Source organism: Klebsiella sp. KPN54798, assembly GCF_021184225.1.
Taxonomy (GTDB): Bacteria; Pseudomonadota; Gammaproteobacteria; order Enterobacterales; family Enterobacteriaceae; genus Klebsiella; species Klebsiella pneumoniae.
Map to the genome: position 1 here is coordinate 4,632,708 of NZ_CP089234.1, position 21,637 is coordinate 4,654,344.

22 protein-coding genes and 2 pseudogenes are annotated in these 21,637 nt (G+C 58.3%); 9 read left to right on the forward strand and 15 right to left on the reverse strand.

The window, feature by feature from the left end; all coding sequences use genetic code 11:
* Window positions 1-102: 102 nt before the first annotated feature.
* The 8 genes from LPQ25_RS22270 to LPQ25_RS22305 all read right to left on the reverse strand — a co-directional run bounded on the left by LPQ25_RS22270 (window position 103) and on the right by LPQ25_RS22305 (window position 8,534).
* On the reverse strand, window positions 103-1,113 hold the full coding sequence (locus tag LPQ25_RS22270) for an SIS domain-containing protein (RefSeq protein WP_004146946.1): 1,011 nt from the start codon (window positions 1,111-1,113) through the stop codon (window positions 103-105).
* Window positions 1,114-1,130: 17 nt separating this feature from the next.
* Window positions 1,131-2,192, reverse strand: coding sequence for an SIS domain-containing protein (locus tag LPQ25_RS22275; protein WP_012737366.1), 1,062 nt, complete (start codon window positions 2,190-2,192; stop codon window positions 1,131-1,133).
* 12 nt (window positions 2,193-2,204) lie between these two features.
* Window positions 2,205-3,056 carry a PTS system mannose/fructose/sorbose family transporter subunit IID gene (locus LPQ25_RS22280; RefSeq protein ID WP_004146068.1) on the reverse strand — a complete coding sequence of 284 codons (852 nt, stop codon included), beginning with the start codon at window positions 3,054-3,056 and terminating at the stop codon, window positions 2,205-2,207.
* On the reverse strand, window positions 3,034-3,813 hold the full coding sequence (locus LPQ25_RS22285; protein ID WP_002887608.1) for a PTS mannose/fructose/sorbose/N-acetylgalactosamine transporter subunit IIC: 780 nt from the start codon (window positions 3,811-3,813) through the stop codon (window positions 3,034-3,036). The genes LPQ25_RS22280 and LPQ25_RS22285 overlap by 23 nt, the downstream gene beginning before the upstream one ends.
* A gap of 16 nt (window positions 3,814-3,829) precedes the next feature.
* Window positions 3,830-4,300: a PTS sugar transporter subunit IIB gene (locus LPQ25_RS22290; protein WP_002887607.1), complete on the reverse strand. Its 471-nt coding sequence runs from the start codon at window positions 4,298-4,300 to the stop codon at window positions 3,830-3,832.
* 14 nt (window positions 4,301-4,314) lie between these two features.
* Entirely contained in the window at window positions 4,315-4,737 is a 423-nt protein-coding gene (locus tag LPQ25_RS22295; protein WP_002887606.1) for a PTS sugar transporter subunit IIA, read from the reverse strand.
* A gap of 100 nt (window positions 4,738-4,837) precedes the next feature.
* The gene (locus LPQ25_RS22300) at window positions 4,838-7,603 is read right to left on the reverse strand and encodes a sigma 54-interacting transcriptional regulator (protein ID WP_012737364.1); all 2,766 of its coding nucleotides are present in this window, start codon (window positions 7,601-7,603) and stop codon (window positions 4,838-4,840) included.
* Window positions 7,604-7,703: 100 nt separating this feature from the next.
* Complete coding sequence (locus LPQ25_RS22305) at window positions 7,704-8,534, reverse strand: GNAT family N-acetyltransferase (protein WP_012737363.1); 831 nt, start codon at window positions 8,532-8,534, stop codon at window positions 7,704-7,706.
* 32 nt (window positions 8,535-8,566) lie between these two features.
* On the opposite strand from LPQ25_RS22305, the gene LPQ25_RS22310 reads away from it, so the two are divergent.
* On the forward strand, window positions 8,567-9,100 hold the full coding sequence (locus tag LPQ25_RS22310) for a GNAT family N-acetyltransferase (protein WP_002887560.1): 534 nt from the start codon (window positions 8,567-8,569) through the stop codon (window positions 9,098-9,100).
* A gap of 69 nt (window positions 9,101-9,169) precedes the next feature.
* On the forward strand, window positions 9,170-10,033 hold the full coding sequence (locus LPQ25_RS22315) for a MurR/RpiR family transcriptional regulator (RefSeq protein ID WP_004177525.1): 864 nt from the start codon (window positions 9,170-9,172) through the stop codon (window positions 10,031-10,033).
* Here the strand turns inward: LPQ25_RS22315 and LPQ25_RS22320 are convergent.
* The 5 genes from LPQ25_RS22320 to LPQ25_RS22340 form a co-directional block, all read right to left on the reverse strand.
* A complete protein-coding gene (locus LPQ25_RS22320) occupies window positions 10,030-10,629 on the reverse strand; it encodes a 2-dehydro-3-deoxy-6-phosphogalactonate aldolase (RefSeq protein ID WP_004146077.1) in 600 nt (199 codons plus the stop codon). The two genes, LPQ25_RS22315 and LPQ25_RS22320, sit on opposite strands and share 4 nt — an antisense overlap.
* Window positions 10,616-11,488, reverse strand: coding sequence for a 2-dehydro-3-deoxygalactonokinase (locus LPQ25_RS22325; RefSeq protein ID WP_012737361.1), 873 nt, complete (start codon window positions 11,486-11,488; stop codon window positions 10,616-10,618). The genes LPQ25_RS22320 and LPQ25_RS22325 overlap by 14 nt, the downstream gene beginning before the upstream one ends.
* Window positions 11,489-11,497: 9 nt before the next feature.
* Window positions 11,498-12,991, reverse strand: coding sequence for a sodium:solute symporter family protein (locus LPQ25_RS22330; protein ID WP_012737360.1), 1,494 nt, complete (start codon window positions 12,989-12,991; stop codon window positions 11,498-11,500).
* Window positions 12,992-13,176: 185 nt separating this feature from the next.
* Window positions 13,177-13,569, reverse strand: a complete 393-nt coding sequence (locus LPQ25_RS22335) for a RidA family protein (protein ID WP_002887555.1) — start codon at window positions 13,567-13,569, stop codon at window positions 13,177-13,179.
* A 10-nt stretch (window positions 13,570-13,579) separates the two neighbouring features.
* Complete coding sequence (locus LPQ25_RS22340; protein WP_002887553.1) at window positions 13,580-15,019, reverse strand: N-acyl-D-amino-acid deacylase family protein; 1,440 nt, start codon at window positions 15,017-15,019, stop codon at window positions 13,580-13,582.
* On the opposite strand from LPQ25_RS22340, the gene LPQ25_RS22345 reads away from it, so the two are divergent.
* The gene (locus tag LPQ25_RS22345) at window positions 14,997-15,176 is read left to right on the forward strand and encodes a hypothetical protein (RefSeq protein WP_041168995.1); all 180 of its coding nucleotides are present in this window, start codon (window positions 14,997-14,999) and stop codon (window positions 15,174-15,176) included. The genes LPQ25_RS22340 and LPQ25_RS22345 overlap by 23 nt on opposite strands.
* Before the next feature lie 43 nt (window positions 15,177-15,219).
* On the forward strand, window positions 15,220-16,440 hold the full coding sequence (locus LPQ25_RS22350; RefSeq protein WP_004146936.1) for an amino acid deaminase: 1,221 nt from the start codon (window positions 15,220-15,222) through the stop codon (window positions 16,438-16,440).
* Window positions 16,441-16,469: 29 nt separating this feature from the next.
* On the opposite strand, the gene LPQ25_RS22355 is transcribed toward LPQ25_RS22350, so the two are convergent.
* Window positions 16,470-17,486: an Ldh family oxidoreductase gene (locus LPQ25_RS22355; protein ID WP_012737358.1), complete on the reverse strand. Its 1,017-nt coding sequence runs from the start codon at window positions 17,484-17,486 to the stop codon at window positions 16,470-16,472.
* 90 nt (window positions 17,487-17,576) lie between these two features.
* Between LPQ25_RS22355 and LPQ25_RS22360 the strand changes: the two are divergent.
* Window positions 17,577-18,049: pseudogene (locus LPQ25_RS22360) on the forward strand (hypothetical protein); the annotation flags it as partial.
* 3 nt (window positions 18,050-18,052) lie between these two features.
* On the opposite strand, the gene hpaR reads toward LPQ25_RS22360, so the two are convergent.
* Window positions 18,053-18,493, reverse strand: coding sequence for a homoprotocatechuate degradation operon regulator HpaR (gene hpaR / locus LPQ25_RS22365; RefSeq protein WP_002887503.1), 441 nt, complete (start codon window positions 18,491-18,493; stop codon window positions 18,053-18,055).
* Window positions 18,494-18,557: 64 nt separating this feature from the next.
* On the opposite strand from hpaR, the pseudogene LPQ25_RS22370 reads away from it, so the two are divergent.
* The 4 genes and pseudogenes from LPQ25_RS22370 to hpaE all read left to right on the forward strand — a co-directional run bounded on the left by LPQ25_RS22370 (window position 18,558) and on the right by hpaE (window position 21,637).
* A pseudogene (locus LPQ25_RS22370) lies at window positions 18,558-18,722 on the forward strand (hypothetical protein).
* 58 nt (window positions 18,723-18,780) lie between these two features.
* On the forward strand, window positions 18,781-19,413 hold the full coding sequence (locus LPQ25_RS22375; RefSeq protein ID WP_004894500.1) for a fumarylacetoacetate hydrolase family protein: 633 nt from the start codon (window positions 18,781-18,783) through the stop codon (window positions 19,411-19,413).
* A complete protein-coding gene (locus tag LPQ25_RS22380) occupies window positions 19,410-20,174 on the forward strand; it encodes a fumarylacetoacetate hydrolase family protein (protein ID WP_002887498.1) in 765 nt (254 codons plus the stop codon). The genes LPQ25_RS22375 and LPQ25_RS22380 overlap by 4 nt, the downstream gene beginning before the upstream one ends.
* Complete coding sequence (gene hpaE / locus LPQ25_RS22385; protein WP_012737355.1) at window positions 20,171-21,637, forward strand: 5-carboxymethyl-2-hydroxymuconate semialdehyde dehydrogenase; 1,467 nt, start codon at window positions 20,171-20,173, stop codon at window positions 21,635-21,637. The genes LPQ25_RS22380 and hpaE overlap by 4 nt, the downstream gene beginning before the upstream one ends.

Genomic DNA, 21,637 nt, shown 5'->3' on the forward strand with positions numbered 1-21,637 from the left:
TCTATCACCGGTTTTTACCCGGTTGGGTTTGACGACAATTTTCTGGGAAGCGCCTCGGAGAATAGCATGGCGGCCAGCCCGGCTGGCCGCCATCATCACGGCTTAGTAATCAAACTGCCGGTAGTAACGGCGGATATTGAGGTCGTGGCCGGTATAGTGTTCAAAGTGGGCCGCCAGCCGGTCCACCAGCAGGGTGGACACCACGCACGGCGCCATAATCCAGCGGAACGCGTCATCAATGCCGTTCAGCGGATAGTCGCGCGGGTCGATAACCACCAGATGGTCAGTTATTTTTTCGGCAAAACGCTCGACGCGTTCGTCCAGCGCCCGGCATCTCCCCTCGCCTTTCACCAGAAACAGCGGAACCTCTTTTTCCAGCAGCTCCAGGGTGCCGTGGAAAAATTCAGCGGAGCTCACCGACTTCGTCCGCTTCCACTGCATCTCTTCGAGAATACACATTGAGAACAGATAGACCTCGCCCCACATTTCCGCGCCGCCAATCCACATCATATAGTCGCAGTCATGGTATTGCGCGGCAATGCTATCCGCTCGGGGATCGAACTGGCGTTTCGCCTGCAGGAGATTTTCCGGCAGTAACTCGAGCTGGCTGGCAAATCGCGCATAATCAGCAAACTCGCCGTGACGAAAAATAACGCGGAAGAATAACCAGTACAGCAGCATATATTCATATTCCACGCCATTTTTGTGGCACATCGGAATATGCCAGCTGGCGGCGGCAGCCAATGGCGAGTCGGCGTGACGAGTAATAGCCACCACGCGGATCCCCTGTGCCTTGCACCATTCGGCAATGGCGACCGACTCTTTGGTATCGCCGGATTTAGATAACGTAACGACAACCGCATCTTTATTTAATTTTTTATGTCCGCGATGGATTAACTCCGCGGCCTGTTCAAGATATACCGGCACGCTGGTTAATTCTTTGGCAAATTCATTAATTGCCATCATCGGCGCCAGGGAACCACCTACCGAAGCAAAAAATAATGCGCTACAGCCGCTGTCATAAATATCGTCGGCTACGGTTTCAGCCTGTTTACGCGCAGCGATGATCTCGCGAGCACTGGTCAGGTACTCGTCCTGATTAAAACCCAACATAGTTTTCTCCTGAATATTCAGATTTTACTTTTTAAGACGCGGTCAAAATCGTCGAAAATACGTTTAGCCAGATCGATGCCTTTCAGTCCTGCGGTATGCCAGGCGAGCATCTGCACTGGGACAATCAGCAGCAGAGGCGCCAGGTGATGCTCGCACGGACAGTTTAGCGCCAGCGTTTGAGCATCCTCTTCGTCACCCAGCGTCAGGGTAAAGGCCCGGCCAATGGACGGCGCCAGATAGTCGCGCAGCGCCCGGGTTCGCGCGTCCGGCGTATCTTCAATAAACAGCATCACATGGCGGGCATTGGCTTCCAGATAGGGGCCATGCATATAGGCTTCCAGCTCAAAGCCGCTGGAAGGCACGCGCACCGTCTCGGTAAATTTGGTTTCGAACTCCTTCGCCACGCCAACCAGCGCGCCGTAGCCGGTGGCGACAAAGCGCTCGCCGCTGCGCAGCGTTTCGCTATGGCGGTCAATAAAGCGCGAGGTGCGGACGATAACCTCCGGGATCGCCGCTACCAGCCGCTGCAATTCAGCGAGATAGTGCTGCTCCTCGACCTCGCTGGCTTTCTCCTGCTTACGAGCAATGATCAGCGCTATCAGCAACAGGTTGAGCACCGTCGCGCTAAAGCCGCGGGTCACAAACCCTACGCTCTCGATCCCGGTATTAATATCCAGAACGCCATCGCTGGCGCCTCCTATCGGGCTTTGCGGATCTGAGGTCAGGGCGAAAACCGACTTGCCGGAAGCCTGTACCTTACGCATCGCCTCCAGCGTCGACGCGCTTTTTCCGCTCTGTGAAATCGCCACCACCAGATCGGCATGCGGGTCGATCGCGTCGTAATGGGTGAAGTTGTACGGCTCTTTAATGTCAAGCAGCACACCGAAGCGTTGCTCAAAGAAATAGCGCGCGCACAGCGCGGCATTCAGCGACGATCCGGTCGCGAGCAATAATATCCGCCGTACCGGGTGCTGGCGGACGAAGGTTTCAATCGGCGCCAGCTTTTGCCGGTAGTCGCGCAGGATCTGCGCCAGGCAGGCCGGCTCTTCACTGATATATGTCATCATTGTTGGTCGCATAGCTCACTCCCGTTAAAACAATCCGATCCACGAACCCAGAATGCCCACCAGCGCCATGCCGCCAATAATTGAGAGCGGTTTAACTTTCCGTCCCAGTAGCCAGTAGACGATGCCAAAACTCACCAACGGCAGCATGCAGGGCAGAATGTCGTTGATAATGTCCTGTACCTGGGTTTTGGCCTCCCCGGCGCCGAAGGAGAGAGGAATGGTGATATCGATCATTGAAGCGGTCATCGCCCCGACTACCATCAGACCGATAATCGACGCCCCGTAGGTCAGGCTCTCCATCATTCCGCTCTTCTGGATCCGCTGCAGGACCCCGGTGCCCAGTACGTAGCCCCAGCGGGTAAAACACCAGCGCACCAGAATGTGCGGCACGTTAAACACCAGCAGAAACAGGATCGGCCCGAGGATGTTGCCCTTCAGCGCCAGGCTGGTGCCGATCCCGGTGGCGATGAGGCGCAGCGTCCCCCAAAAGAAAGAGTCACCCAGCCCGGCTAACGGTCCCATCAGTGAGGCTTTGACGTTATCAATCGCAGTGGCATCCATGTTTTTCTGCTGACTGTTTTTCTCTTCCATCGCCGTGGTGATCCCCAGCAGCAGGGTGACGATATGCGGCGTGGTATTGAAAAAAACCAGATGCCGCTTCAGCGCTGCGGCCAGCTCCTCTCTGCGCGGATAGAGCTTCTTCAGCACCGGGATCAACGCGTAAACAAAGGCGAGATTCATCTGCCGCTCATAGTTCCACGAGAACTCCATCTGGAAAGAGCGCCAGAACACCCGGCGTAAATCGCGCGGCGTAATCCGGGTTTCTTCCTGCGCCTGCGGCTGCAGGGTCTCTTCAGAAATCATCTTCGTCGTCATCGCTGACTCCTTGTTCTGTCGTGATACGAGGTGAATTCAACGCGGTGACGTTAACCATGACCACCGCCACGATAGCGCCGAGAATGGCGATACCGGTCACCGGGATTTTCAAATAGGCCATCAGCACAAAACCGAGGAAAAAATACGGCGCCACTTTCTTGTTAATCAGCAGCCTGGCGAGCATCGCGAAGCCGAGGGCCGGGATGATGCCGGTGGCGACGCTGAGCCCATGTTTGATAAATTCCGGGATCGTATCGAGCAGGGATTTCACCGCGTTGCTGCCCACCAGGAATGAGACGGTGACCACCGCGGCAAGCATCAGCGACAGGCCGAATCCGGCAATCAAATGCATCCGCTCAATGCCGCGGAGATCCGCCCGTTCCGCATACCCGTCCGCCTTTTGGCTAAGCATTGGAATGAACATCCCCAGATAGATATTTTTCAGGATCAAAGTCAGCGTGGCGATAGGCAGGCCAAGCAGCAACGCCGTTTCTGTGCCTGCGCCAGAGGTAATGGCGAACGCCACGCCGAGAATACCGCCGGTCACGACGTCGGGTGGGATCGAGGCGCCAACGGAGAAAGAGCCGATAAACGCCAGCTCCAGCGTCGCGCCCATAATGACGCCGGTCTGTACATCCCCCAGCACCAGCCCGGTCAACAGCCCGGTGACGATAGGCCGTGAAATTAGCGACGTCCCTAAGGCATATTCCGATTGCGCGATAAACGCCACCAGACCCAGTAAGAGAGCCTCTACCATAATCTGTCCTCCGGAATTACACGCATTCCGCAAAAAGCTGTTTGCGATCGTTCGGGACCTGGCGAATCTCCACTTCGACGCCCTTGCCCACCAGTTGTTGTAGCTGTTCTATTTCTGTCGGCAGTAAATTAATCGCCTTAGAGATATTTTTACTGCCCTCTTTAGCCTTTATTCCGCCAAGATTTATGCTTTTTATTTCGTCGATGGCGCTGGCAATACGCCAGGCGTCATTAACCGACTCCACAACAATAAATAAATTATATTTATCGGTAACCCCGCTTTTTATTGCCTCAATAGAATCATTTATATTTTTAATCACCAGCTTCACCGAGGGCGGTTTGGCAAGCTTAATGGTGGTTTTCCGCAACTCATCGCCAGGGACGCTATCGTTGGCGATTAAAATACAATCGGCGCCGACATATTGGGTCCAGGAAAAGGCCACCTGGCCGTGAAGTAATCGATGGTCTACCCTTAATAATGTAATCATCATGCTTCCTCATTTCAGAAGTCTTTATCCATAGTCATCGCGCTGGCAATCGTTTGATTGCAGTACTGAATGCTCTCTTTGGCGTTTGTTAATGCCTCGGTAATTAATTTTTCGGTATTGTCTTCGGCTGCGGAAATCAGCAAGTCAATAATTAACGGCAGATTTAAACCGGATAATAAATGGAAATGTGGGCGAGATAAAAAACGAACAAACTCGTTATTCACGCTACCGGCAAAAATATCCGTAATCACGATCAGCTCATCCTGCGCCGGGAAACGCGCCACTAGCGCTTCCACCTGCTGCGTCAGATCGACCTCTTCTTCCACGTAGGCACACAAGGTATGTATATCGGGTTGTTTACCGAGGATCAGTTCCACGGAGTTCAACAAACCGTTAGCAAAGCTGCCATGGCTGGCAAAAATATAGTGTCGTTTCATCCTTACCTCGAAAGCGCATTCCACTGCTTTCTTAATTGCAACCGACGTGCCAGAAACAGTGGCGCGTCGGCTAACGCAAGGATAAAAAAGAAGAGATGTGTTAAAAGTCTTGATCTTCCTGAATAAATTCCGTTTCCCGCGTCAGGATATCGTGAATGTAGCAGAGCTCTACAACGGGAATTTTGACACTATACCCGCTCTCTATGACACTAAAGGCCTCGCGTAGCGTAGCCAGCTCGCGATCCGGACACTGCCCTCCAGTGTATTGGGCTGGGGAAGCGTGACGAATTAATCGCTCTATCAGACAGCTGATATGCACATACAGCGCGACCTTACGATCGTTAGGTACATCGCGCCCGGCCAGATGCTCATAGCGCAGCAAAAACTGCTCAACCTGGTTGATCACCTTAGCCGTATCGAGGATCGTCACCGACTCGATCACCCGGCGCAGCGAAAAGTTTTTCAGGATCAGGTTGTTGATCTCGCTGACCTGCTCCGCCGTCGCCAGTTCGCCAAAAATGCGCATCAGCGGACGACTCCCTTCGCCAGAGATCAGCGAATCCAGCGAGATCCAGGGTAGATTGGCAAGATGCGGATCCAGGGTGCCGACGATCGCCAGCACCTCATAGCGGCTTAGCATCGGCTCCCGTCGCGCGGGATCGGCAAGGGTCTCCACATCGCAGGCCACAATATCAATGCCAAGCGCTTCAGGAATGCTGGCTTTTAACAGCGCCGACAGATTCGCCGCCGCGCCCAAACCGGTCGCGCAGGTGGTTAAAATCGCCCGCGGCTTATCGGTTTGCGGGTAATAGAGCTGGTGCTCAACCGCAAGGTCATCGCCGATCTCGCGGACGATATCTTCCAGCATAACGCCCTGCAAAATGCGCTCCCCGACGTACATCGCCATACCGGTGGAGACATTGTTGATGATCGCCATCGGCGTACTCAGGCGACGATTAAAATGGCGGTGAATGGCGTTCAGCGATCCCATGTCGACCAGGATTATCAATCCTGATGCCAGGGCATGGCTCTCTATGTAGGCCATCACCTGGTTAGCGATAGCCTCCGGCGTCACGTCCAGCGGCATATCGAATGACTCAAAGAGCTGGCTTTTCAGCAAGCGGTTCGCCACGTTGGCGATGCTGCTGGCGGTAGCGTAACCGTGAGCGAGAATTATCGCCCGGGTCACCTGCTGCTGGCTGATGGCGCCATTCTTGTGGAACCACAGCACTAACAGCAGCAGGTCGATACGCTGGGGTTCAATATCCAGCTTCAGCGTCAACGCACCGAGGATCGCTTCGCAAAAGCGATACAGCAGCGGAAACTTCTGTACCAGGAAGTCCTCCAGCTGGCGGGCTTTTTCATTGTTTATCGTGGACTGCGCCTGTCGGGATCGGTGGATCAGGTAGTGGCTCAGCGCGTAGAGGCAGTTGCCGTTAAACTGGATATTGAAGCGCTTTTCCAGGCGATAATACTCCTCCCGAACCTGATGAGCGATCAGCAGCAGCATCTGCGAGCTACTGGAGTCGTGATTATCAAAGATCAACCGATCGAAGAGGGTTTCAATCTCTTCCCCCATGCTCCTTTGCGCCTCTTCCCAGACCGTTTTTTTATTCAGCACCGCTTCATACTGCGCCAGAACCCGACACTGAACGTCATAGATCAGCCCCTGTACCGGGTCGCGCGCACGCAGCAGCCAGACCAGGCTGGTCTGCGGCTCGATAAGCAGCGGCTCCTGCTGGCCCATCGCTTCGCTGAGCGCTGGCGTCGCGGCCATGACATTTTCCGGCAGATCGTGCAGCGTCACGGTCAACATTTCGCGGCCCGGAGACCTGGCCCAGGCTGACGCCACGGCGTATTTCACCACATTCTTCAGCTCGCCGACGTTGCCCCGATAAACATACTGCGTCAGGACCTGCAACAGTCGCGGCGTTAGTTGCAGCCGGGCGGCAAGCGTGCGCGCCTCCTGCCAGAAAAACTGTAGCGTTAGCGCCTCCTTCTCCTCGCGGCTACGGTGTTGAAGATCGGGCAAGCTAACCAGGATCGGAATTCGGCGCAGGAAGGTGGTGAGAAAAGTGCTGTGAATATCTTCGGTGGTGGCAAACACCAACCGCAGCGAAATCGGCAAGCCTTGCGCGGTCTCCCCCACCCGGTAGATCTCCTTACGATCCAGCCAGGTGAACAGCTTCTCCTGTCCCTGAGCATCCAGGCGATGGACCTCATCGAGAAACAGCATCCCGCCGTTTGCCGCCTCAAACGCCCCCGCTTTATCGCTCTGCGCACCGGTAAACGCGCCTTTGACGTAGCCAAACAGGTTGGCGGCCAGCAGCTCCGGATTACTCGCATACTGCGCGCAGTTAAAGCTCACAAAGGGGGCATCGGGCGCCAGCAGCCCCTGGGCGATGGCGAACTCATGCATCAGCTCAGCCATATAGCTTTTGCCGGTCCCGCTGTCGCCGGTGATAAGCAGCGGTAGCCCGCCGTTAGGATAAAACAGCGCGGTTTTCATCTGCTCAATCGGTTTACGCAGGCTGCCATCATGCCCGGTCAGCAACGAAAAATGGTCCGCCTGCTCCGGCTGGCGGTCGCTCTCCGCGAGTAACTCCGCCATGCTGGCATACTCACTGCGGGAAAGCGGGTAGAACTGCTGGCAAAAGGCTTTTTTATGCAGAAAATAGACCGGCCGGGTGTTGATTTTCACCAGCACGTCCTGAGCGACCAGCTGATTGAGATAATGGCTGGCGGTATTTCTTTGCATCGCGAAACGCCGGGCCAGCCAGCTGGCGGTAAAGACCTCGCTCAGGTTATCCGGATCGAAAAAATCGGTCTGATTTTGCAAAAAAGCCAACAGTTCCGTTTTACGCATCGCATCCCCCTCTTCGCCATTACGAAGGGATATGATGCGGGAAAAGAGAGGCTTATCGACGGCCCGTGCTGTTTTTTTGCGGTCCAGCGCACACTCCTGGCTAAGCCGACTTCGCGTCGGCCAGATCCATCGTCATTTCATACTGCTGCAGCGAGAGCGGCGTATAGCCGGCCGCGGCAAACAGCGGCGTAAAAGTTTCCGGGACCGTCACCGAAGTACCAATGCCCGGGAACTGCTGCGCCAGCGCCATCAGCAGCTCACGCGCCAGCCCCTGGCGGCGGGCGGCGGGCTCCACCCACAAAAACGACAGTACAGGGCGCGAGCCCGCCGTCGTTAGAACCGCGAAGGCGCGCTGTTCCAGCGTCACGACCTGACATGGCAGAGTGGCGAAGGTAAGCGGATCCAGCAGCCAGGGAAGCTGGCTGTTACTCTCCTCAATGGCGCGCCGAAGCAGGGACAGGGTGGGATAAAGCTGCAATACGCCCGGCACCGGGGGCAGAAGTTCTGTACTCAGGTAGCCGCAGAGCCCATAGCGTCGCGTAAAGCCCAGCGACTGATACAGCGCGACGGCCGCATGGTTATCGCGGATCACCTCCAGGAATACCGTCTCGATCCCCTGCTGTTGCAAAAGCATCAGCAGCTCCTGCATCAGTTTCCGGCCCAGGCCTTTGCCGCGCCAGGCCGGGCGCAGGGCAAAGGCCGCCAGGCGAGCGGCACTCCCCCGGCGCGCGACGATCGCGATCGCCGCCGGTTCATCTCCGGCCAGCCAGACGCGGGAATCGACCAAGCTCATCCCCTCGGCGCTAAAACGCTGAACAAATCCCTCTACCGACTGGGTAACAGGCACCAGGTAGGCTTCAAAACAGGCGTTGAGAATATCCGTTAACTGCACGCTGCTGAACTGCGTGGCGGGAACGGCGGTCAGCTCCATACTTTTCTCCCGAAGGCTGCTATGCTGAGGTGATGAAAACTAACACTATAACTGCCGGTGCCGTATTACGCCTGACTCAGGAGAGCGATATCGCCCTTCTGCCCGCCATTGAACGTTCTGCCGCCCAGGCATTTCGCCAGATCCCTTCTCTCGCCTGGCTGGCGGACAGCGAGGTGATTAGCGTTGCGCGCCATCATGATTATCTGGAAACGGAGCATAGCCTGCTGGCGGTAGCCGCCGGGCAACCCGTTGGCTTTATTCTGACCGAACCGCTCGACGATGCGTTATTTATCGTCGAAGTCGCCGTCCACCAGGCCTGGCAGCAACAGGGCATCGGCCGGATGCTGCTGGAGCGGGTTATCGAGAGCGCACGGCAGATGGGCTACCCGGCGGTAACCCTCACCACCTTCCGCGAGGTGCCGTGGAATGCGCCGTTTTATACCCGTCTGGGATTCGCCATGCTCGATGAGCTGACCCTGCCCGCCGGGCTGGCGGCAAAAAGGGAACAGGAGACCCGGCACGGCCTGCCGCCCGAGTCGCGCTGCGCCATGCGCCTGGCGTTGTAGACTTCAGCACTGATTTCAGCGGCGCAATATGGTACAAAGTACCATTCAAAACTTACCCGTTGTTACCGTATGTCCTGGTCAATCGATATTATTTCCTGCATAACCGATCGCTTTGTGGAACTCACGGCGACCGAAAAACGCATTGCGCAGTTTATTCTCGATGATGTCGCGGCGGCGGCGGAGCTGCCCATCGCCGAGATAGCGCGTCTGACGCAAACCAGCCAGGCTTCGGTCACCCGTTTTGCCCGGGCGCTCGGCTGTAAAGACGTCCGCGAGCTGAAGATGAAGCTTGCGCAATCTCTTGCGGTCGGCCAGCGGTTTATCCTCGATGTTCCGGATCTCGAAGGCGTCCAGGGGATCTATGAGTCAATCATCAGCGTACTGGAGACCAACCGGCGGGCGCTGGATATCGAGGCGCTGAAGCGCGCGGTGAGCTGGCTGAGCGATGCGCGGCAGATCCTCGCCCTGGGGATGGGCGGCGGTTCGACCATCTGCGCTCAGGAAATTCAGTATCGCCTGTTTCGCCTCGGTCTGCCGGTAGTCAGCCAGAGCGATGGTCTGCTGGTACGCATGATGAGCTCGGCGGTGACGCCGCAGGATGTGGTGATCGTGCTGTCTCTGGGCGGCTATACCCGGGAAATCATCGAGAGCGCGGCGATTGCCAGCCAGTACGGCGCGAAGGTTATTGCGATTACCCCCGCCGGAACACCGCTGGCTGAACAGGCGGATCTGGTGCTACCGCTGCTGGTACGGGAAAACGACTATATCTTTAAGCCCAGCACTTCCCGTTACGCGATGCTGGCGATGGTCGATGTGCTGGCCACCGAACTGGCGATGGCCAACAAAACCCAGGCAAAAGGCAAATTACGCCGTATTAAGCTGGCGCTCGACAGCCACCGCGGCGGCGTCGATCGGCAGCCGCTGGGGGACTAACTTTTACTGGCGGAGATAAACCTCTCCGCCTGCTCGCGGGTACGTTCCACGGCCTGTCCGGCGCGATAAAGATCGCTGCCCAGACCGGCACCGGCGCACCCCGCCTGTATCCAGGTCGCCAGATTTTCCGGCGTCACGCCGCCGACCGCCAGCACCGGCACCTCCGGCGGCAACACCGCTTTCAGCGCGCGAATATAGTCCGCGCCGAATGCTGATGACGGAAAGATTTTCAGCCATTGCGCCCCGGCATCCAGCGCACTAAACGCCTCGGAGGCCGTCGCGCAGCCGGCGCACACCAGCATCCCCTTATCTACCGCGCGGCGGATCACCGCCGGGGCCGTATTGGGCGTCACGATAAGTTTCGCCCCAGCTTCAGCGAGAAAATCAACCTGTTCAACCTTCAGCACCGTTCCCGCGCCAATCATCGCCCGCTCGCCAAACTGACGCACCATCGCCGGAATACTTTGCTGCCAGTCCGGCGAGTTGAGCGGGATTTCGATATAGCGAAAGCCTGCATTTATTAGCGTCTCAATATGATCTGCCGCCTCAGCGGGTTGAATGCCGCGTAAAATCGCCACCAGCTTAATCTTGTCCATCAATCATCCTCGCTATACCCGAAAGAAACGCCGCCTCGCCGGAGCAACGGGAAACGGCTAACCCACGCGCCGCCATCGCCTGCTGATAACGGGCGTTGAGCGAGTGCTCACCAACCAGCACCACGCGGCTGGCGCGATAGCGTTCGCTGAATGTCGCCACCTCCGCGCCAATCAACAGCCCGGAGAGATAATCGCTCACCGAAGTCGCCGCCAGCGCGCCTAACACCCGCGCGGCGCGGGCGCTAAAAAGCCCGGACAATAACGCCGGCTGATTTAACCCTTTTTCCATACCGAGGGCGAAAGCGGCTTCATCCGGCAACTGCGCAGGCAGTTGCTGGCCGAGCAGCGAATGGTTAAGCAGCAGGTGATGCAGTTCGCCGGTCATCGCCGTGGCGAACTGGCGCACCACGCCGTTTTGCACCTGCACCCATTTGCAGTGGGTGCCGGGCATCACGTAACACTCCGCGGGCATCAGTTGCCAGGCGCCCAGCAGCTGCGTTTCTTCACCGCGCATTACGTCGTAATCTGCAGCCTGCGCCACTTTCAGCCCCGGCACGATCCACACTTTTTCCGCCACCTCATATAACTGACCGTTGAGCGCCTCCAGCGCCAGCGGGCAGGCCAGATAAGGCACCGGTTGCCAACCGGCATCGCTGCCGATCATGCCCGCCATCACCACCGGCAGCGCGGGGTCACCGCGCCACGGCGCCATCTGCTGCTGAAATACCGCTTCGGCGCGCTGCCCGTTCAGACGCGTGACGCCGCAGGGCAGTTTCAGCTTGTCGATGCATTCGCCATCACGCATCCGCCATGCCCGCAGCTGGGTGGAGCCCCAATCGACGGCAATATACTCGTTCATGATTACCCCTTACCCGCGTGAGGTATGACGTTTGCCAATCGGCAGCGGCAGCGGCGGCGGCGTTGGGCGGCTTTCACGCTCGCGGGTAATCATCTCCAGAGCCTGCTCGCGGCTCATGCTGCTGGCCGGGGTCAGTAACGTCACCACAACCGAAGCCACCAGGCTCGTCAGCACCGCCGGAATACACGGGTTGCCCCAGAACGCCAGCCAGTCGCTATCCACCAGCACCGCAACCGATGCCCCGGCGCCGCCGGCCAGCGCGGCGACCGCGCCCTGCCAGTTAAAGCGTGTCCAGAAACGGCCAAGCATGGTGCAGATAAACATCCCGGACATAATCATTGAGATCATTTTGGTGATGTAGCTGATGATGTCGTTGGAGGTCAGGGCAAACAGCAGCGCCAGCGCAATCACCAGAACCAGGAAGATCCGCGACAGGCGAATCGCTTTCTCCGGCGCGGGCATATGGCCGGTCACCAGGGTGTAGAGGTCGCGCAGCATGATGGACACCGCGGCGATGGCATCAGAGCTACCGGAAGACATATTGGCCGACATCCCGGCAATCAGGATCGCCATCGCCAGCACCGGCGGCAGCACCTGGGTGGCAAACAAGAAGGCGAAGCCGCTGTTTTCCAGCTGCGGGTTCATGGTCCATACCGCCATACCGATGATCGCCGGCAGGAAGGAGAAGCCCAGATACAGCAGGCCGGTAATGGTAAAGGACTGGCGCACCGAGGAGACGGTCTTCGCCGAGTAAATACGCTGGCGATAAGAAGGCGTCGCCAGCACGCCGACGCCAATCACCATCGCCAATGATAGCGCCGGCAGCACGCCTAATTTATCGACCGCGAACAGGCTTTGCGCCGCCGGATCGACGGCCTGCTGAATATGGCTCCAGCCGCCAACGTGATGAACCGCCAGTATCGCCATTAAAATAAAGCCCACGAACAGCACGATCGATTGAATGGTATCGATCCACACGACTGCGGAATAGCCGCCGATACCGACATAAACCACAAAAGCCAGCGCGATAATAATTTTCGCGACATTAATATCAATGCCGCTGGCCCACGCCAGATATAATCCGCCGCCTAATATATGCGCCCCCAGCCAGCCGATAGAGGCAATAAAAATAAGTATCGCGACGAGGTTTTTTATAATTTTACTGCCGCCAGTGTAATACGACATTTCTTCACTCATGGTCATGAAGCGAAGTTTACGTACCGGCGCGAATAACCATGCCACCAGCAGAATCCCCACCGCGCCGCCGAGGCCGTAAAGCATCCCGGCCCAGCCGTTGCTGTAGCCAAAGCCGACGGCGCCGACGCTGGAGCCGGTCCCCACCATGGTGCCGACCGTCGAACCGAGAGTGAGGATCATCGGCAGCGAACGACCGCCAAGTAAAAAGTCTTCGCCGGTTTTCTGTTTGCGCGAAACGTACCAGCCTAAGGTAATCATCGCGCAGGCATAAACGGAAAACCAAATCATAAATGACATATTATTCATGGCTCACATCCAGACGTAATAAATAATATTCGTGCCGCTGAATATTATGAGTTAACAGGAACCATGCCTGAAAAAAGGCATAGCGAACCCAGTGGCACCGATTTATTTATTCACTCTGGTGCCGATATCACACTTTTTTGATGCTCCCTCCCGCAAAGGGAGGGATTTATTTTAGGTTTCGAGCGTTATTGTCGCGCAGCGTTAAAACAGGTCACATCCACTTCGACTTTACAATCCACCACCAGGTCCGCTACGCAGCAGATGCGGGCAGGCGGGTTGTCGCCAAAGAACTCGCGAAATACCTTATTGAACGACTGAAAATAGCGCGCATCGGTGAGGATCACTTTAACATGCACCACGTCGGCCAGGGTGTAGCCCGCTTCGGTCATGATATCTACGCAGTTCTGAATCGCCAGACGCGACTGGTCGACAATCCCGCCTTCCACGACTTCGCCATTTTTCATCGGCGTCTGGCCGGAAACGTACAGCCAGCCTCCCGCTTCCACCGCCCGCGCGAACGGCAGGTGCTGCCCGCCGGTACCGGTACCACCTTCTACGCCATAACGCTTGATACTCATACTCAACTCCTTAGTCCATCCGACGACGCAGGAAACGCCCTGCCCGTCCGGTAATTTTCTTATCACTGCCGTAGCTCATCACGCCGTTGACCATCACCGCCTCAATGCCGTCCGCCGGTCGTTTCGGGTCGGAGAAACTGGCGACATCGCGCACCGTCTGCGGGTCAAACAGCACCAGGTCGGCAAAGTAGCCAATTTTCACCAGCCCGCGATCCGCCAGCTGGAAGCGCGCCGCCGACAGCCCGGTCATCTTGTGTACCGCGGTAGTCAGCGGGAATAGCTGCTCGTCGCGGCTATAGTGGCCGAGCACCCGCGGGAAGGCGCCCCACAGGCGCGGATGCGGCATCGGATCGTTCGGCAGCCCGTCAGAGCCAATCATGGTGACCGGATAGCGCATCACCCGCCGTACGTCCTGCTCATCCATGTTGTGATAAATAGCGCCCGCCGGCATCAGCCGCGCCGCGGCGTCGTGCAGGCTCACCTGCCACTCATCGGCGATCTGCTGCAGCGTTTTCCCCGCCTGCTCCGGCTGCGCTTCGGACCAGGTAATCACGATATCAAACTCGTCGGTCACCTGCTTCATATCCAGCGTCGACGAGCTGGCGGAGTAGGGATAACAGTCGCAGGCGATATCCTGCTGCTGGCGCATCTCATCGAAAAAGGCCAGCGTCTCTTTGGTACGCCCCCAGTTTTTCGCCCCGGCGCACTTGTGGTGCGAAACCACCACCGGCACGTTGCCGTGGCGACCAATACGGAAGGCTTCGTCCAGCGCCTCGAGAATCGGCTCAAACTCTGAACGTAAATGGGTGGTATAGACGCCCTTCCCGGCCGCCAGCTCTTCCGCCAGCGCCATCACCTCCTCGGTGGTCGACTGGAAGGCGCTGGCGTAGGCCAGCCCGGTACTGAGCCCTAATGCTCCCTGGCGCAGCGCATCGCGTAGCTGTACGCGCATGCCGGCGATTTCCGTCTCGTTCGCCGGACGAAACAGATCGTCCATATGGTTATTACGCAGCGCGGTGTGACCGATTAACGTGCCGACATTCAGCGACGGTCGCGCCGCCTCCACCGCATGGGCATAAGCCTCCACGGTGGGATAGATAAAGTGCTGCTGCTCGCCGAGGAGATTCATTGGGTCCGGTACTTCCCCCCGCATGGTGGCGGTCGCCGCACTGATCCCGCAGTTGCCGACGATCACAGTCGTCACCCCCTGGCTGAGCTTCGGCAAGTACTCCGGCATGCGGATCACGTTGATATCATCATGGGTATGCACATCAATAAAGCCCGGCGCCAGTACCCGCCCCTGGCCATCAATCACCTGCTCCGCCGCAACGTCCAGCGCCGGGGCGATAGCCATAATTCGATCGCCCTTCACCGCCACATCAGCACGGTATTGCGGCCCGCCGCTCCCGTCGATCACCGTGACGTTTTTGAAAAGCCAGTCAACTTTCATAGCAATTACTCCCTTTCGACATGCCGATAAGTTAACCATTTACAAGCGCAAAAAACAGTGGAAAACTACGCAAAACTCAGATCGTTTTGTGATACTTTTATTCAAAACGAATAACATTATTATATTAAAAATATATTTATCAAATATTTATAAATGATACCCAGCGACTAACCGATTATAAACCCTGAAAGGATAGTGTTATGAAATACCATTCAGCACCGCTCATCCCGCACAAATCCGCCCTCATGTCCGCGCCGGCTAATCTGCTGGCGGAAGAGGTCTGTCTACCCGCCGCGCTGCTAAAAAAGTCGGCGCTGGAAAATAATATTTCATGGATGCAGCGCTACGCCGACGCCCGCGGCGTATCGCTGGCGCCGCATGGTAAAACGACAATGACGCCATGGATATTTCAGGCGCAGCAGCGAGCGGGGGCGTGGGGGATCGGCGTGGGCAGCGCCTGGCAGGCTAGCGCGGCAATGGCCAGCGGCATCCAACGCGTCCTGATGGTCAATCAGCTGGTCGGCAAAGCCAATATGCAGGTGGTCGCGCAGCTAAAAGCCCACTATCGGGCGGTGGATTTTATCTGCTGCGTCGATAGCGAGGTCAACGTGCGCGCCCTCTCCGCATTCTTCGCAGACCAGGGACAAACGCTGGATGTGCTGATTGAACTTGGCGTGCCTGGCGGGCGCTGCGGCTGTCGTAGCGTTGATGACGCGCTGGCGCTGGCGCAGCGGGTAAGCGACCTGCCGGGGTTACGGCTACGCGGACTGGAACTGTATGAAGGGGTGCTGCACGGCGACGATCCGCAGCCGCAGGTGGAAGCGCTGTTACAGCAGGCCGCGGCGCTTGCCTGCCGCATGGAGCCGCTGGTTGACGGCGAATTTATTCTCACCGGCGCGGGCACCGTCTGGTATGACGTGGTATGCAACATCTGGCTGGCGGCGGCAAAACCGCGCCGCTGCCGTATCGTCATCCGCCCTGGCTGTTATATCACCCACGATCGCGGGATCTACGATCTCGCCCAACAAGAGCTGATCGCCCGCGATCCGATTGCCTGCGATCTCGCCGGCGATCTCACTTCAGCGCTGGAGCTGATGGCGATGGTGCAATCGGTGCCGGAGGCGGATCGCGCGGTAGTGAATTTCGGCAAGCGCGACTGCGCTTTCGACGCCGGGCTGCCGCAACCGATCGCCCATTATCGTAATGGCCAGCAGTTAGCGCTGCGCGCGGAGTCGATCGTCAGCACCGGCATCATGGATCAGCATTGTATGCTGCGCCTGGCGCCGGGCAGCGATGTGCAGGTCGGCGATATTCTGCTGTTCGGCACCTCGCACCCGTGTCTGACCTTTGATAAGTGGAAGACGTTGCTGCTGGTCGATGACGACTACAACGTGCTGGACGAGCTCGACACGCTGTTTTGACAGGCATCCGGGTAGCGGCGCTTCGCGCCTTACCCGCCCCGGCGCAAGGCGCAAATCTCATCATGCAATGAACGACTGATAATGACCCCCTGCCGTTCACTCTGCTGGCGGCAGGCAAAACGCCGCTCGCCCGGTAGACGCGCCCCTTGTTCCTGCATACCCATGAACAGCGTTTCGGCGCGCGCCAGCTGCTCTGGTGCCTGCGCGCCGAGAAAACGCTGCGGATCCAGCGCCAGAATCAGCTCGCCGCCGTAGGGGAGACCGCCCGCGCCGTTATCCCACGCCAGCGATTCGGCGCTGGTCATATCGCCGATAAGCGGCCCGGCCAACAGCTCAACCATTGCCGCCAGCGCCGAGCCCTTATGGCCGCCGAAAGTCAACATCGCGCCGTTCAGCACCTCTGCGGCATCGGTCGTTGGCTGTCCCTGACTGTCGATTCCCCAGCCTTCCGGTAGCGCTTTGCCGCTGCGCTGATGCAGCTGGATCTCGCCGCGCGCCGCAGCGCTGGTCGCCATATCAACAATAAATGGCGGCTTATCCTGCCGCGGCCAGCCGAAGGCGATGGGGTTGGTGCCGAACAGCGGACGTGTGCCGCCCGCCGGGGCGACCCAGGCGTGGCTTGGCGTACAGGCTAGCCCTACCAGCCCTGCCTCGGTCAACGGCTCAATATCGGCAAACAGCGCGGAAAAATGAACGCAGCGATTAATTGCCAGCGCCGCAATGCCATTGTGGCGCGCCTTCTCCAGCAGCAGCGGCAGCGCGCGCTCGTAGGCCAGCAGTGAAAAAGCGCCCCCGGCGTCCGCCCGCGCAATCCCCGGCGCCTGGTCATGGATCTGCGGCTCGGCATCGGGCGATACCTTACCTTTGCGCAGGGTATCGACAATGCCCAACAGCCGCCACAGGCCGTGGGAAGCGCAGCCGTCGCGCTCCCCGGCGGTCACATTGCGGGCAATCGCCGCCGCGTGGTCGGCGCTAAATCCATTGGCGCTGAGTACCTCCAGCGCCAGGTCATAAGCTTCAGGTAACGATAGAGTTACCGACTCCATACTGTTCTCCTTTACTCTTCTTCGTCTCCGCTAAAGTTAGCCTGCGGCAGGCAGCTGCGCGCGCCCCAGTAGTAAATCCCCTACGACATCGCCGCCATCCGGGAGGTGAACGGCGCGCGGCTGATTGCCCGCCCCTCCGCGCACAGCGTGCTGTTTGAAACCGCCGACGGCGGCGGCGTGGTTTACTGGCAGAAACTGATCCTCTGCTGCAGCGCGGGCGGCCTGCAGGCGGTGGCGGATACGATGAACCAGGCCGGAGGCGACGTGACGAATATCATTGAGCAAGCGCTGCTCCCGGCGCTGGCAGCGCTTCGCCGACGCCATAAACCGCACCTTCCGGCTGGCGGAGTCGTTGAAAAACGCGGCGACGCCGGAGAGCCTGCTGTGCCGTTGCGAAGATGTGCGCTGCGGCGACGTAGCTGCCGCCGACGACTGGCTGCAGGCCAAACTGACCCAGCGCCCGCTGGCTGTATGGCTGGCCGCTGCCGCAGCCGAGAGAGCCGCTGTCCCCCGCCCGCGCGGAAACGCTTATTGCCCTCGCCAGGCTGAGCGCCGAGCCGTAACCGCTACTCTTCTTCATCGCCGCGCCCGGCAGGGACGCCAAGCGCAATAAACTCCTCCAGCAGCGAGGTCAGTTGCTGCAGCTTTTCCGTGGTGAACTGGGCCTCCAGCAGGCGATAGGTTTCTTCCACCTCCGCCTGAGCGCTTTCGTACAGCGCGGTACCGGCAGGCGTCAGCGAAACGTACAGCTTGCGCTGATCGTTAACTGGCTTTAAGCGCAGCACCAGCCCATCCCGCTCCATGCGCGTCAAAATACCGGTCAGACTGGGGCGCAGGATACAGGCGCGAAAGGCCAGATCGTGAAAGTCCATCGACGGACGTTCGGCGAGAATTCGCACGATCCGCCACTGCTGTTCGGTGAGATTGTGCCGTTTGACGATCGGTCGAAAGTAGGCCATCGCCGCTTCACGCGCCTGCAACAAGGCAATGGTTAATGAATCATGCATAGTATCCCCTCAACAGCCTCACCAAAAACTTATTAATAACTTAATAATTAGCGTTAATCCTGCCATGTACAACCGGTTTCTGCACCTGAAAAGTACCAGTCTTTTCCTGAAAAATATTCAATCCATTGATTTATAACAAATAAGTAATTGTTATGTAAATATTGTGTTAATCCGATCACAAAACATTCACTTCCAGTTGCTAAACCTCGACGCAAAGCATAAAAGATGATCATTAACATATTAATGAAATCCCTTGGAATCCAAAATCAGTCCCAGAGGAGTGGTGAATGAAAGGTACCATCTTCGCCGTTGCGCTCAATCATCGCAGCCAGCTCGACGCCTGGCGCGAAGCGTTTCAACAGGCCCCCTACAAGACGCCGCCGAAAACCGCGGTCTGGTTCATCAAACCCCGTAATACCGTGATTGGCGATGGCGAAGCCATTCCCCATCCGCAGGGCGAGACCGTACAAAGCGGCGCGACGGTGGCGCTGATTGTCGGCAAAACCGCGCGTAAAGTGGCGGCGGAAGAGGCGGCGAACTATATCGCCGGCTACGCGCTGGCTAACGACGTTAGCCTGCCGGAAGAGAGTTTTTATCGCCCGGCGATCAAGGCCAAATGCCGTGATGGCTTCTGTCCCATCGGCGCGCTGTCGGCGGTGCGCAACGTCGATAACCTGACCATCATCACCGAAATCAACGGCCGCGAGGCGGATAGCTGGCATACCGGCGATCTGCAGCGTAGCGCCGCGCAGCTGCTGAGCGCCTTAAGCGAGTTCGCTACCCTCAATCCCGGCGACGCGATCCTTATCGGCACGCCCCACTCCCGCGTCACGCTGCGCCCCGGCGACCGGGTACGTATTCTCGCCGACGGTTTCCCGGCGCTCGAAAACCCGGTTGTCGCAGAAGGAGAGCTGGCATGAAACAGGCACGCATTGAATGGCAAGGACAGGTACGCGATGTGCTGGTCAATGAACGCGACCAGGTGCGCCTGGACGATGGCACGGTATTAAAAGAAGGTGAATTCCGCTGGCTGCCGCCCGCCAACGGCACGCTGTTCGCGCTGGGGCTGAATTACGCCGACCACGCCAGCGAGCTGGAATTTAAACCGCCAACCGAGCCGTTGGTGTTTATCAAAGCGCCGAACACCTTTACTGGCCACCAGCAGCAGTCGGTACGCCCGGATAACGTCGAATACATGCACTACGAAGCCGAACTGGTGGTGGTGATTGGGAAAACCGCGCGCCGCGTCAGCGAAGCCGAGGCTATGGATTATGTCGCCGGCTATACCGTGTGCAATGACTACGCGATCCGCGACTATCTGGAAAACTACTACCGCCCGAACCTGCGGGTGAAAAGCCGCGACACCCTGACGCCGATCGGCCCGTGGATCGTCAGCAAAGAGGCGATCCCGGATCCGCATAATCTGGCCCTGCGCACCTGGGTCAACGGCGAGCTGCGCCAGCAGGGCACCACCGCCGATCTGATCTTCAGCATCCCGTTCCTCATCGCTTATTTAAGCGAATTTATGACCCTGCAACCGGGCGACATGATCGCCACCGGCACGCCGAAAGGGCTATCCGACGTGGTACCGGGCGACGAGGTGATCGTTGAAGTCGAGGGCGTGGGCCGCCTGGTCAACCATATCATCAGCCAGCAAGCGTATGAGGAGACACTGTCATGAAAAAGATTAACCATTGGATCAACGGTAAAAACGTTGCCGGCGCAGACTATTTTCATACCACCAACCCGGCCACCGGCGAGGTACTGGCGGAAGTCGCCTCCGGCGGTGAAGCCGAAATAAACCAGGCGGTGGCGGCGGCGAAAGAGGCCTTCCCGAAGTGGGCTAACCTGCCGATGAAAGAGCGCGCGCGCCTGATGCGCCGCCTGGGGGATCTGATCGATCAGAACGTCCCGGAGATCGCGGCGATGGAAACCGCCGATACCGGCCTGCCGATCCACCAGACCAAAAACGTGTTGATCCCGCGCGCCTCACACAATTTCGAATTTTTCGCCGAAGTATGCCAGCAGATGAACGGCAAGACCTATCCGGTCGACGACAAGATGCTGAACTACACCCTCGTGCAGCCGGTTGGCGTCTGCGCGCTGGTGTCGCCGTGGAACGTGCCGTTTATGACCGCCACCTGGAAGGTGGCGCCGTGCCTGGCGCTGGGGAATACCGCGGTGCTGAAAATGTCCGAACTGTCGCCGCTGACCGCCGATCGTCTGGGCGAGCTGGCGCTGGAAGCCGGGATCCCGGCTGGCGTACTCAATGTGGTGCAGGGCTACGGCGCCACCGCCGGCGACGCGCTGGTGCGCCATCATGATGTGCGCGCCGTCTCCTTCACCGGCGGCACCGCCACCGGCCGCAACATCATGAAAAACGCCGGTCTGAAAAAGTACTCCATGGAGCTGGGCGGAAAATCGCCGGTGCTGATTTTTGAAGATGCCGATATCGAGCGCGCGCTTGACGCCGCGCTGTTCACCATCTTCTCGATCAACGGCGAACGCTGCACCGCCGGCTCGCGCATCTTTATTCAGCAGAGTATCTACCCCGAGTTCGTTAAACGCTTCGCCGAGCGCGCCAATCGCCTGCGCGTAGGCGATCCGACCGATCCGAACACCCAGATCGGCGCGCTGATTAGCCAGCAGCACTGGGAGAAAGTGTCCGGCTACATTCGCCTCGGCATCGAAGAGGGGGCCACCCTGCTGGCCGGCGGCGCGGATAAACCGTCCGACCTGCCGGCGCATCTGAAAGCCGGCAACTTCCTGCGCCCGACGGTGCTGGCGGATGTCGACAACCGTATGCGCGTCGCCCAGGAAGAGATTTTTGGCCCGGTCGCCTGCCTGCTGCCGTTCAAAGACGAAGCGGAAGGGCTGCGCCTGGCGAACGATGTGGAATACGGCCTGGCGTCGTATATCTGGACCCAGGACGTCAGCAAAGTGCTGCGCCTGGCGCGCGGTATTGAAGCCGGGATGGTGTTCGTCAACACCCAGAACGTGCGCGACCTGCGTCAGCCGTTCGGCGGCGTGAAGGCCTCCGGCACCGGCCGCGAAGGCGGCGAGTACAGCTTTGAAGTGTTCGCCGAAATGAAAAACGTCTGCATCTCGATGGGCGACCATCCGATCCCGAAATGGGGAGTCTGA